The following is a 12,578-nucleotide window of genomic DNA, read 5'->3' as shown; positions in this document are numbered from 1 at the left end:
AAGATATTAAAAGGCTCCACAACTGTGGAGCCTTTTTTATTGCTCTTCATTTGATCCAATCACTCATCGGCTTTCATCGCTTTCTTGATTGCAGCCTCATTGAGTGTCGCTTTGATCGGATCGGTTATCTTCTCGACCAGATCGATGGGCATTGGGAATATGATTGTAGAGGTTCGCTCATTCGCTACTTCTGTTAGTGTTTGCATATATCGCAATTGAATGGCGTTGGGCGCTTGATTAAGAACCTCTGCAGCCTCTTTCAGCTTGGTTGATGCTTCTAGTTCCCCTGTTGCATGGATCACCTTAGCTCGACGTGAACGTTCGGCTTCCGCTTGTTTAGCAAGGGCTCGCACCATACTGTCATCCAGATCAACATGCTTGATCTCGACATTGGCAATCTTGATCCCCCAGTTATCCGTGTGTTGATCCAGTATCGCTTGTAAGTCTCTATTTAACTCTTCTCGTTCAGACAGCAATTCATCCAACTCATGCTGTCCTAATACTGAACGCAGCGTTGTTTGTGACAGTTGACTGGTCGCTTCGAGGTAATTCTCTACGTTATTGATCGCCATCTTCGGATCGAGCACTCGAAAATAGACCACAGCATTCACTTTCACTGACACGTTATCGCGGGTGATCAAATCTTGCGTCGGCACGTCCAACACGATAGTTCGAAGATCCACTCGCACAATTTGTTGGATGAAAGGAATGATGATAATTAACCCCGGCCCTTTCACACCGTAAAAGCGCCCAAGAAAAAACACCACTGCACGTTCATATTCGCGCAGTACTCTGAACATGCTGGCTATCAACAAGATAACGAGCACAATAACAATACCTATAGTGTGTATAAACATAACCGCCCCCTAATGGTAACGATGGCTAAGCAATTAATAATTCAATAACGTTTTTTCTAGCATGCCGCGCTAGCTAGATTTCGATGATGTATCATCGGTCAGCGCCTCAACATCCAAAGATAGCCCCGTCAGCTTGGTCACTCTGATGATCTGCCCCACTTGCAATTCACTCGCGCATTTGGCTTGCCAGATCTCACCTTCGACTAGCACACGCCCCGCACCGGGGAAGCCGCTTACAACTTTGCCCGTGTCACCGACTACCGCTTCCATCCCCGTAGTCACTGGTTTGTTTCTCACTCGGACTAGCATTGATATTGTTACGACGATAAAGGCAACAGAGAACAAACTGATCCCGATAATTAGCGGCAATGTGATTTGATAACCAGGCACTTCGGTGTCCATCAGCATGATCGAGCCCAATGTAAATGCGGCGACGCCACCCAAACCGAAAATACCAAAGCTAGGGCTAAAGGCCTCTGCGACCATCAAAGCAATTCCCAATAGGATTAAAGCAAGGCCCGCGTAACTCACTGGCAGCATTTGTAAGGAGTACATCGCCAATAACAGACAGATACCGCCCAATACACCCGGTAAGCCGACTCCAGGATTATAGAATTCGAGTAACAAACCGTAGATACCAATCAGCATCAAAATATATGCAACGTTCGGGTTCGTGATCACTGACAGCAAACTAAAGCGCCAGTCTTGTTCTCGCTCGACAAAAGCAACATCACTAAGTTGGACTTCCTGACTGACACCGTTGATGGTGACGGTGCGCCCGTTACTCAGTTCAACCAATTGCTGAAGGTCGCTGGCAATAAAATCAATCACGTTAAGAGTCAGTGCATTCTCAGAATCCAAACTCGCCGCTTCTCTTACCGCTTTTTCTGCCCATTCTTCATTGCGATTGTGTAGCTTAGCCAAACTGACAATGTAGGCTGCAGCATCATTGATGACTTTCTTCTCCATCGCAGTGGTGGCTTTTACTTGATCTGAATTCTCCTGTTTCGTTTCGTCTTGCTCACTCGCTGACGTGTTGTCATCTTTATTAGCATCGTCTTGAGGAGATAACGGATTAGCAGGCGCTTTGCCACCACCGAGCGACACAGGAGTTGCTGCACCTAGATTAGTTCCGGGCGCCATGGAAGCAACGTGGCTGGCAAGTAAAATATAGGTTCCGGCGCTCGCTGCTCGTGAACCCGCAGGCCCAACCCAAGTTGCTATCGGAATCGGTGATGTGGTGATGGATCGAATAATGTCACGCATCGACGAATCTAACCCGCCAGGCGTGTTCATTTTCAAAATGATGAGCTTTGCTTGCTCATCGTGAGCTTGTTCTATTTCTCTAGTGAGGTAATCACTGGTCGCCGGACCTATCCCCCCGTTCACCTCAACCACCCAGACATCATCGGCCTGAGCGAACACAGAGCTGAACAATAGAAGAAACGCAAACAAGTACTTTAATATGAAAGTCATAGCCCCTCTCCTTACAACTGAGATGCTAGATAGACGTTTTATTTAAAGCGCAGAGGTAACATCTTGGTAATAAATAGATACCTTAAGCATAGTTCAGGCTAAATTTCACACAACACGTACCTGTGGATTCACCCCAACACAAGCGTTCAAAAAACACTCGCAAATGAAATCAAAATGTTAACAAGACGTTTTCAATACCAGCGCTTGTAAATCATTCACAAAATCTCCAGCGAAAAGGCTTTTATAAATTCAACAAATAACATCGCAATAAAAAACCAAGGCAAACGATTGCATTGTTGTGCAAAATCAACAAATGACATTAGACCACCAGTTTTTCAGAGACTTTCACCTCTGCTCATATTGATAAATGTAAAGGATACGTGTAAAACTCGTCGCGAAATATTAATCCAATGGTACATCGTACATTGGTGAGTAGTTCTGGGATTTTTATATTTAGTAGCACAGAGGTTATGGAAGTGTTAAAAGAAAAGAGTTTACTAAGCAACATCGGCGTTCAAGTCGTTATTGCAATGATCATCGGTACCGCTGTCGGTGCAATGATGGGTGACAGCGCAACAATGTTCGCTCCACTGGGCGCAATCTTCATCAATTTAATCAAGATGCTGGTTATTCCTCTAGTCGCAGTTGCCCTAATTTCAGGTGCTGCAGGTCTAGGTAATAGCTCATCGGCAGGTAAAGTTGGTGTGGTTACACTGGGTTACTTTGCACTAACGTCTGCACTTGCTGTAGCGCTAGCGCTTGTAATGGGTGAAGTATTCGAACCGGGTCGTGGTATCGATGTTTCTGGCGTTGAAGGTATGTTCTCTTCTGAATACGCTGCGAAAGGCGAACTTCCAACGTTCTGGGCAACCATCACGGGCATGATCCCTACCAACGTTTTCCAATCACTGAACGAAGCTAACATTCTGCAAATTCTCGTTTTCTGCTTATTCTTCGGTATTGCGATTTCTAAACAAGCGAAAGAAAAACGTGACCCAATCATCAATGGCGTAAACGCGATTGTTGACGCTATGGTTTGGATGATCAACAAGGTTATGATCATTGCACCACTTGGCGTATTCGGCCTAATGGCAGAAGCAGTCGGTACATTCGGTTTTGGCGCACTTATGGTCGTGTTCAAGCTATTCATTGTCTACATTGCTGCGATTCTTATCTTCGGCTTTGTGGCATACCCACTGATGATTCAAATTTTCACTAAGACTTCAGCTAAGAAGTTCCTAGTGGCAATGAAGAAACCTCAAGCGGTTGCACTATCAACAGCCTCTTCAATGGCGACACTGCCAGTAACAATGGAAACGGTAGAGAAAGAACTTGGTGTTCGTAACTCTACGGCTTCATTCGTTCTGCCACTTGGTGCGACGATCAACATGTCTGGTAACGCAATTTACTACGGCCTAGTTGCTATCTTCTTTGCACAGCTGTTCAACATCGACCTGTCTATGGGCGCTTACGTTGCTATCATCGTAACGTCGACTCTAGGCGCAGTTGGTCAAGCAGGTGTTCCAGGTCCTTCTTTCCTAGTGGTTGCGGTTCTTCTAGCAGCTGGTATCCCTATCGAAGGTCTACCTCTGTTGTTCGCTCTGGACCGTATCTTCGACATGATTCGTACAGCTCTGAACATCACTGGTGATGCAGCATGTGCAGTAATCGTTGATTCTCTAATCGAAGACGAAGCGAAAGAAACTGAGCTACAAAAACAGCAAGCGTAATATTAAGCTTCAGTTTGATTGATAAATAAAACCGCCTTCATGAGGCGGTTTTTTATTAGGTAATGATCGATATTGATTCGGTAAATCTTACCCTTGTAAAGCTAATTGATTAGTCCAAACGCACGAGGCAGAGCCAAACTAATTTCAGGAATAAAAGTAATAGCCAACAGTGTGACGATCAATACGGCACAAAACGGCATGATACTTCTTATAACATTCTCAATCTTGGAGCCACTGACACTACAACCGACAAATAGCGCCGTACCAACGGGTGGCGTTGCAATGCCAATACATAAGTTGAAAATAATCATCATCGCAAAGTGAATTGGATGCATGCCTAAATGCTCAGCAATCGGCATAAAGATAGGGGTAAAGATTAATACGGCAGGCGTAAGATCCATAAACATACCCACAATCAGTAGGATCAGATTCATCAGAATAAAGATGATAATCGGATTATCTGAAATAGAGAGCATCCAATCGCTGATCATGGTTGGCAGACCGGTAAACGCCATTGCCCATGACATGATGGTTGAAGCACCAATCAAGAACAGCATAATGCCAGTAACCTGAACCGTTTCTCTACAAATTATCGAAAAGTGTGCCCATTTGAGGGTTCGGTAACAGAGTGACAGTATAAAAGAGTAAAGAACCGCTATACATGCTCCTTCTGTTGCAGTGAATATACCACCAATAATACCGCCAATAACAACAACAATAAGCCCTAAGCTTGGCGTTGCTTGCCAAACAATATTCAGCACATCTTTTGCTGTGAAGCCGTCATTGGCACTTGTTTTGTAGCCCTTCTTTTTAGCGATAAAATAGGCGACGACCATACAACTTAAACCCATTAAAATACCTGGGACATAACCTGCGATAAACAGCGCCGCTACGGATGTTCCACCCGATACCACTGAAAATACGATCAATGAATTACTCGGCGGTATTAGTAAGCCTGCCGGGCAAGATGCAACGTTTACTGCTGTTGCTAAGTTTTTATCATAACCATCTTTTTCTAATTCAGGGCCTAAGGTTTTACCAACCGCAGCTGCTGCTGCAACGGCTGATCCTGAAACGGCGCCAAACATCATATTGGCGAAGATGTTAACGTGAAAAAGTGAGCCCGGGATCCAACCAACCAAGAGCTTTGCAAGGTTGATAAGCCGACTCGCGATGCCACCCACATTCATTATATTCCCAGCAAGGATAAAGAAAGGGATGGCTAATAAACTGAAACTATCAATACCGGTAATAATTTTTTGACCCGCAGTAATACTGGCGACTTCAAACGGTAAGATGAAATACATGATCGTTAAAGATGACATGGCAATTGCAATCGCAATGGGCATACTAATCGCGATCATGAATAAGAATAGGCCTAGCAGCCAAACACCAATGGACAAATCCATAATATAGAGTCCTTTTAAAACTTACTTTTTGTTGGGTTCACAAAAAAGATCAAACGTATTCATGACCAAATAGATGAGGATAATAACGGCTGAAATCGGCAATATTGAATAAACCGTCGACATCGGTAATTGCAGTGCTGGAGAGAGTTGTTGTGTGGTTCTTCCCATTAGGGCGATGCCACCTTGAAGCATTGCTAGAAATACAAATGCGCCAGAAATGATATTGATGAGTACATGTAATGCGATATGTGCTTTACCCTTAAGATAACCATCCAATAACGTTATTGCTAAGTGTCCTTTGATACCGAATAAGTAGCTTGCTCCTAATAAGCCAAGCCATACCATCGCATAACGAGCAAGTTCATCAGTCCAGTTACTTGGATCATTCAAAACATAACGACTAAAGACCTGCCAAGTGACAGTAACGACAAGTAACATTAGTGCAAAAGAAGAGACAAAAAGAATCAGCCTATCAAGTAGGTTTCTGAAAGTTGCTAACATGGTGTGATACCTCAAAAATTTTGCCTTAGCAAAGCCAAGGCAAAATTATATTTTCACTAAGACTGATTAAAGAGCTTCAATTTTTTCAATGAATGGAGCTAGTTTTGGATCTTTTTTCGCCTCATCAATCATAGGTTTAACAGCTGCACGGAAAGGGGCTTTATCAACTTCAACAAACGTTACGCCTTCTTTCATTCCTTTCTCTTTGTTCATGTCATCTGTTGCGTCCCAGATTTTGATCTGCTCTTCAAGAGACTCAGCAGCAGCTTCTTTTAAGATTTTTTGCTCTTCTGCCGTTAATGAACCCCATTTGTATTCTGAAATGATGATCACGTCAGGTGTCATCATGTGCTGATCCATAGAGTAAAATTTGGCAACTTCACTGTGTTTCATTTCAACTAAGCTAGAAATATTATTTTCAGCACCGTCAATTACGCCTTGTTGCAGCGCCGTGTATACCTCATTGAAAGGTACAGGCGTTGCTTTACCACCTAATAGGTTAACCATTTCCATCATGGTTGGAGAACCAGGAACTCGAACTTTCATACCTGCTAGATCAGCCGGTGAGTTAATGGCTTTTTTAGCGTAGAAGCTACGTGTGCCTGAATCATAGAATGTAAGACCAATGAAGCCTTTACCTTCGCTTGAAAGCAACATCTCTTGTGCAGCTTCACTTCGCATGAACGTTCTCATGTGTTGAACATCACGGAATAAGAAAGGCAGTGCATTAACCTTAAACGTTGGTTCAAAAGATTCGGCTAGCCCACCATTGATTTTGGCCATATCAATCGCGCCGGTAACAACTTGCTCTGCTTGGTCACGTTCAGAGCCTAATTGACCGTTTGGAAAGATCTTAATCGTAAGGTCACCATTCGATTTTTCTTTCACTTTATCAGCCATGATCACCATGCCTTGGTGAGCTGCGCTTTCTAATGACATTGCATGCCCTAAGGTCAAAGTTTTTGCTTGAGCGCCAAATGCCATAAGAATTGAAGCCGCTGCAATCATCAGTAGGTGTTTTTTCATGTTCTTCTCCAGAATCCATTTTGTAAGAGGTACAGTTTTTATATGCAACGCTACAGCTAAGTTTGAAATCTAACGTTCAATTGCATACCGCTCATAGCAGTAACGTTTCATTACAATATTCTTACCTTATGAATTTTGTATTACAATAATATGTGTATATTTTGTGAGCTAAGGTTTGTCTATTGGCTTGTGAACCGAATTGATTGTGATACCAATCATATTTGGCATCAATTGGACCATTAAGTAGTCTAACTTAGGATTTTGGGGAATTTCGATCACTTCCAACTGCTTTTAGAACAATCTGTTGGCAAAAAATACACTTGCATATTTGTGTTATTTTAAACCTTGGAGCCATTTATAGAGCACGAGCAAAGAAGGTCTTATCGATTGAAAAGCGAGTCGTCAACTGTGATTTCTGAGGTGGTAGAGATAAGGTTTTAGGCTAAACGTATGGAACAAACATGGATAAGCAGAGATAAAGGCAATAGAGAGAAACTTGATAGGACGAATTGTTTGTAACAAAAATCCGAGAGCCTCACAGCCCTCGGATTTTTTTGGTGGTCTAGTTTTTAGGCTTTAGACGAATTACAAATCAGCGCCATAAATATCAAACGTGAAGTACTTAGCAGCGATCTTGTCGTAAGTACCGTTCGCTCTGATCTCTTCAATCGCGGCATTGAATTGTTTCGCCAGTTTTGAATCCTGCTTTCTTAGTGCTAACGCCGTACCTTCGCCAATGTAGGCTTTGTCGGTCACTGCTTTACCTTTAAATTCAAAGCCCTCACCTTCTTTCTTATCTAAGAAAGCTAATGACAGTTGATCCGAGTTGCCAAAGGTTAGATCTAGACGACCATTTTGCAGATCCAGATAAACTTCATCTTGGCCGGTATAGCGTTTAATGTTTGCCACATCGCCAAACTTGTCGGTTACGTAGCGATCGTGAATCGTACCTTGCTGAACACCGATGGTTTTACCCGCTAAGCCGGCCTCATCAATGCTGAACTCGGAGCTCTTAGCAGCAACAAACACAGCTGGTGTTTGGTAGTACTTATCGGTGAACAAGATCTTGCGCTTACGCTCTTCGGTAATACGCATCGAAGCCATGATCACATCTGATTTTCTTGCCAACAAACTTGGAATCAACGAATCCCAGCTTTGCGATACCCACGTGCAATCCAACTTCGCTTGCTCACACAAGGCGTCAGCTATCTCAATATCAAACCCGACAGGCACACCGTCACTGTTTTTGTAGTTGAATGGCGGATAGGTAAAGTCTGACGCCAAACGGATTTCTTTCGCCTGTACCGTTGTACCAAGTAAAGCGGCCGCACAAGCGAGTCCTAGTATTATCTTTTTCATCATTGCCATCCTAGATATGATCTTTATCGAGTTGAGATTGAGTTTCTTTATGTTGAGATTGTTGAATTTGTTTGCCTTGTTGATTCTTTTCTAATTCGGTTTGGTAACTTGTTAGTGACGTTATCACTTCTAGCATGCTCTCTTGGCTACCAATACTGATTCGAACACAGTTACGCAAAGCAGGTTCGTGGTTTTGATTCCTTGTCACAATGCCATCCTTCGCCAATACACTGAACACTTGATGCCCAGGTTTTTGACGCAGCAAAATAAAGTTCGTCGATGAAGGGTAAACAGACTCGATGAAATCAAACTGCGTTAACTCACAAGCAAACCAGTTACGTAGTTCGACCAGCTTTTGTGTGGCGTCTTGCATCACTGAGACTCGTTCATCAGACAAAGCGTCTAACACGATTTGCGATGAGCAATCCGGCATCGGATAAGGTGGAATCAGCTTCGCAACATACTGCATCACATTTTGACTCGCTAAGATAAAGCCACATCGAACCGCAGCCAGTCCAAACGCCTTAGACAAGGTGCGAATCACTACCAAATGCGGATAACGCTCAATAAGGCCCACCGCTGACGTTTGTGGTTCAAACTCGATATACGCTTCATCGACTACCACTAGAGACTTTCCAATCGTGCCTTCCAGTACCTGAATCAAATCCGATTTAGGAATCACATTACCCGTTGGGTTGTTTGGTGAGCAAAGAAACACGATATTAGTCAACTTCGCTTTGTTCACGATATCAGCGACGTTCAGGCTGAAATCTTGCTGCAATGGAGAGTCCAAGGTATTAATCGCCAATGCATCGGCGCAAAACTCATACATCGCATACGTGGGTGAACAGATAAGTATGTTGTCGCTTGCCGGTTTACAGAATGTTCTGATCAGCAAATCAATCGCTTCATCGGCGCCACGAACGGCAACAGTCGCAGCATCAGTGCCACAGTAATCTTGGTAAGCCTTAGCAATATCTTGTGGTAAGAAGTCTGGGTATCGGTTGTGACTTACTTCTCCTTGAAACAGCGAGCTTTCCAATTCATTGGCGTTTAGCCAGACACGTCCATCACCGCCAATTCTTCTTGCTGATTGATAAGGTATTAATTTTTTTACAGCCTGAGGTACTAAACTATCGATAAAAGATGTCAAGAAGCTATCCCTTTCACAAAATCACAATGTCTTCACCACTGCCTTCATATTCAAAAAATGTGACTTATACACATATTGAATCACAAATGATGATTAAGTATTTACATTCAAACAGAACACTATTGATAAATGAATCGAAATAATCACATAATAGCCATGATAAAAAGTCATAGGTAAAGATATGAATCGCACACTTCCTTCAACTAAAACCTTGCTCGCGTTCTTGTCGACGGCAAGGCATCTCAACTTTACGCGAGCGGCACATGAGCTCAATGTTACGCAAGGTGCAGTAAGTCGTCAGATATTGTCGTTTGAAGAAAGCCTTGGCTGTGATCTCTTCTATCGCCATGCTCGAGGATTGTCTTTAACACCGAAAGGAGAAGAGCTGGTTCCTCTGATACAAGGAACGATTCATCAACTGCAATCGGCTCTCAATCAAGTCGCAAGTTCTCCCTCTAAGATCAAACTCAACGCCCCCAGCTGTATTACCTCTTGGCTGCTACCCAAGTTGATGTCTTTTCAGCAAGCCTACCCTGGAATTGATGTCGAGCTCACGTCGACCATCAAGCACGTTTTTGAACCAAGCTTTGACCCGTTTGACGCCGTAATTACCTATGGAAAGAAGCCAAACCAACAATCGATTGTGAGCCAGTTATTGTTCAACGAGCAGTTGGCTCCGGTATGCCAAGCGCAAAGCATTACTCAGAGCCATCTTGTAAATAGCGCTTCTACTATCATCAAGCCACACAAGCTCGCTCAATACACTTGGCTACACGCCAACAATGAGCAAAGTGATTGGCGACTATGGTTAGAACATATAGGAAGCCACGACCTTTCAAGTAAGAACAACCAACAATTCGCGACACTTGATCAAGCGATGAACGCAGCCATTCAAGGGTTTGGTATTGCCATAGGCGACATCACGCTGGCCAAGCAAGATATCGATTTGGGCAGGTTGGTGAAAGTGAGTGAAGGCAGTGTCTTTTCTGGAAATGGTTACTTCTTGCTGCAGCCTAAGAATCGACAAAATACATCTTTATCTACGCTTGTTGATTGGCTTGTCGATTAGCGGCAATCACCGTAGATAGAACCACACTATAAACGGCAGTAGAGCGTCATAATGAGAATTTCATCGTTCTCAAAATGAAACTATTTTATGTCTGTTACGTATTGGTTGTCAGAGAATAGAACGTACCTCGCCTTAACTATTTGAAAAGAAGTTCAATTCTATCTGGCAGGGAAAATGTTCCGTTCAACTAGAGAAAATGGCATTCGAATTGCTTTGTCATAGATAACCCAACCAATATACAGCAGGTTGCAACAGTTTCACTGCAGCTTGTCACGGAGGATAGGCTATGACCTTACAAAGACATACGTATTACGGCTTGATTCACCATGGAATTAAAACCTTATTAATGGACAGAATTGGCCACTTCACAGAGCGTGAATATCACGAATATCTCGACCTAACGACAGGCAAATCGACGTGTTTTGCCATGAGTGAGCAAGAGCTCGAAAACACCTTAGACAGCTTAAAGAGTGAAGGTTACCTTGAAGACATCAAGAAGCTGATACCTCGCTACCAAACCACATCAATGCGATAACGTTATCCAACTCGATGATGAAAAGATCCGACTCGATAAACCAACTAGATGGAATTAATTAGCACCCAATTGTCTCGGGCTATTTAGCATCGAGACAGTTTTCGTTAGACTGTCTGCAACTCAACTAACTGGACAGTCAGTGCCACATGAAGCAAATCCTTGATTTCATTCCTCTCATTATTTTCTTTGCGCTGTATAAGATGTATGACATCTACACGGCTACAGGTGCATTGATTGTTGCTTCCGCAGTACAAATCGTTTTGACATACGTCATCTACAAGAAAGTAGAGAAAATGCAGATCATCACATTTCTGATGGTTGCCGTATTTGGTGGCATGACCATTTTCTTGCACGATGACAACTTCATTAAATGGAAAGTAACCATCGTTTATGCATTGTTCGCTATCGGCCTGACCGTCAGTCACCTAATGGGCAAGTCAGCGATTAAAGGCATGCTGGGTAAAGAGATCACACTTCCTGAAGCGGTATGGAGCAAGATCAACTGGGCTTGGACTTTATTCTTTACTCTATGTGCCATTCTCAACGTTTACGTTGCTTTCAGCCTACCCTTGGATGTTTGGGTAAACTTCAAAGTGTTTGGCTTACTGATCGCTACTTTTGCATTTACCTTGCTAACGGGTGTCTACATCTACAAGCATCTACCAAAAGATCAGCATTTGCCAAAAGACCAGCATCTACAAAAAGACCAGCAGAACGAGTTAACGGATAAAAATACCGACGAGAAGTAACCCTAAGGGATGAGTCCTCATCCCCTTTTTGATACAATTATTATCAATATGCTATTTAACAGTGGCCAATGATACTCGTGATCATTGGCCACTGATTGTTTGTGTTCGGTGAATACGTTAAAAATACGACCACCGCGAGCCCCGCAAACACATCTATTTAAATTTAAAACAATCAATACCATTAAGAGTACAACAATGACTATTCAATCAACTTTGAACCCGATTGGTTCTTTACTTCTTCGCACTTTGGCGATGCCTTCTGATACCAATGCAGCAGGCCAGATTTTCGGTGGTTGGATAATGTCTCAGCTCGACCTTGCTGGCGGGATACTGGCGAAAGAGATCTCTAACGGCAAGATAGTCACGGTTTCAGTATCGAGTATCGAGTTCAAACAACCAGTTTCAGTGGGTGATGTGGTATGTGTTTATGGTGACTGCACCAAGATTGGTCGTAGCTCGATGAATATCGACCTAGAAGTTTGGGTTAAGCCGGTACTTGATCACGGTATAGGCGATCGCTACAAGGTATGTGGTGCGACATTCAACTACGTTGCTGTAGATGAAAGCGGTAAACCTCGCCCAATCAACAAATAACCCTTCGACGACCCTATCGCACTTTAAGGTCTTTAGTCGTTTCGATTAAAAATGCTAAAGACCTTCTCACTCTGCCGCACCATTTCACAATTTCTTATCATTAGCTCTTCCAATACCCAT

Annotated in this window: 12 protein-coding genes; 5 read left to right on the top strand and 7 right to left on the bottom strand. The window is 43.2% G+C overall.

Annotated features, from left to right (window positions below):
- Nucleotides 1–59: 59 nt before the first annotated feature.
- Nucleotides 60–857: a slipin family protein gene (locus AC3CHU_RS05935; protein ID WP_004729804.1), complete on the bottom strand. Its 798-nt coding sequence runs from the start codon at nt 855–857 to the stop codon at nt 60–62.
- A 69-nt stretch (nt 858–926) separates the two neighbouring features.
- Complete coding sequence (locus AC3CHU_RS05930) at nt 927–2,333, bottom strand: NfeD family protein (RefSeq protein WP_488525234.1); 1,407 nt, start codon at nt 2,331–2,333, stop codon at nt 927–929.
- 410 nt (nt 2,334–2,743) lie between these two features.
- On the opposite strand from AC3CHU_RS05930, the gene AC3CHU_RS05925 reads away from it, so the two are divergent.
- Nucleotides 2,744–4,063, top strand: coding sequence for a dicarboxylate/amino acid:cation symporter (locus tag AC3CHU_RS05925; RefSeq protein WP_371706714.1), 1,320 nt, complete (start codon nt 2,744–2,746; stop codon nt 4,061–4,063).
- A gap of 101 nt (nt 4,064–4,164) precedes the next feature.
- Here AC3CHU_RS05925 and AC3CHU_RS05920 read toward each other — a convergent pair whose 3' ends face one another.
- From AC3CHU_RS05920 to hisC, 5 genes are all read right to left on the bottom strand, one after another.
- Nucleotides 4,165–5,472: a TRAP transporter large permease gene (locus tag AC3CHU_RS05920; protein ID WP_114633739.1), complete on the bottom strand. Its 1,308-nt coding sequence runs from the start codon at nt 5,470–5,472 to the stop codon at nt 4,165–4,167.
- A gap of 21 nt (nt 5,473–5,493) precedes the next feature.
- Nucleotides 5,494–5,973 carry a TRAP transporter small permease gene (locus tag AC3CHU_RS05915; RefSeq protein ID WP_004736522.1) on the bottom strand — a complete coding sequence of 160 codons (480 nt, stop codon included), beginning with the start codon at nt 5,971–5,973 and terminating at the stop codon, nt 5,494–5,496.
- Nucleotides 5,974–6,039: 66 nt separating this feature from the next.
- Nucleotides 6,040–6,999, bottom strand: coding sequence for a TRAP transporter substrate-binding protein (locus AC3CHU_RS05910; protein ID WP_488525233.1), 960 nt, complete (start codon nt 6,997–6,999; stop codon nt 6,040–6,042).
- A gap of 585 nt (nt 7,000–7,584) precedes the next feature.
- On the bottom strand, nt 7,585–8,358 hold the full coding sequence (locus tag AC3CHU_RS05905; protein WP_146455827.1) for an ABC transporter substrate-binding protein: 774 nt from the start codon (nt 8,356–8,358) through the stop codon (nt 7,585–7,587).
- Between the two features lie 10 nt (nt 8,359–8,368).
- Nucleotides 8,369–9,511: a histidinol-phosphate transaminase gene (gene hisC, locus AC3CHU_RS05900; RefSeq protein ID WP_146455829.1), complete on the bottom strand. Its 1,143-nt coding sequence runs from the start codon at nt 9,509–9,511 to the stop codon at nt 8,369–8,371.
- Between the two features lie 181 nt (nt 9,512–9,692).
- Here hisC and AC3CHU_RS05895 point away from each other — a divergent pair, with 181 nt between their 5' ends.
- The 4 genes from AC3CHU_RS05895 (at nt 9,693) to yciA (ending at nt 12,458) form a co-directional block, all read left to right on the top strand.
- Complete coding sequence (locus tag AC3CHU_RS05895) at nt 9,693–10,580, top strand: LysR substrate-binding domain-containing protein (protein ID WP_488525232.1); 888 nt, start codon at nt 9,693–9,695, stop codon at nt 10,578–10,580.
- 286 nt (nt 10,581–10,866) lie between these two features.
- Entirely contained in the window at nt 10,867–11,115 is a 249-nt protein-coding gene (locus AC3CHU_RS05890; protein ID WP_004736516.1) for a hypothetical protein, read from the top strand.
- Nucleotides 11,116–11,261: 146 nt separating this feature from the next.
- Complete coding sequence (locus AC3CHU_RS05885) at nt 11,262–11,864, top strand: septation protein A (protein ID WP_488525231.1); 603 nt, start codon at nt 11,262–11,264, stop codon at nt 11,862–11,864.
- Nucleotides 11,865–12,059: 195 nt separating this feature from the next.
- Entirely contained in the window at nt 12,060–12,458 is a 399-nt protein-coding gene (yciA, locus tag AC3CHU_RS05880; RefSeq protein WP_017061510.1) for an acyl-CoA thioester hydrolase YciA, read from the top strand.
- Nucleotides 12,459–12,578 lie beyond the last annotated feature (120 nt).

This window comes from Vibrio sp. QJM3NY_39 (genome assembly GCF_057785895.1).
Note: the sequence above shows the minus strand (reverse complement) of the source record. Positions and strands in the feature narration are given on the sequence as shown.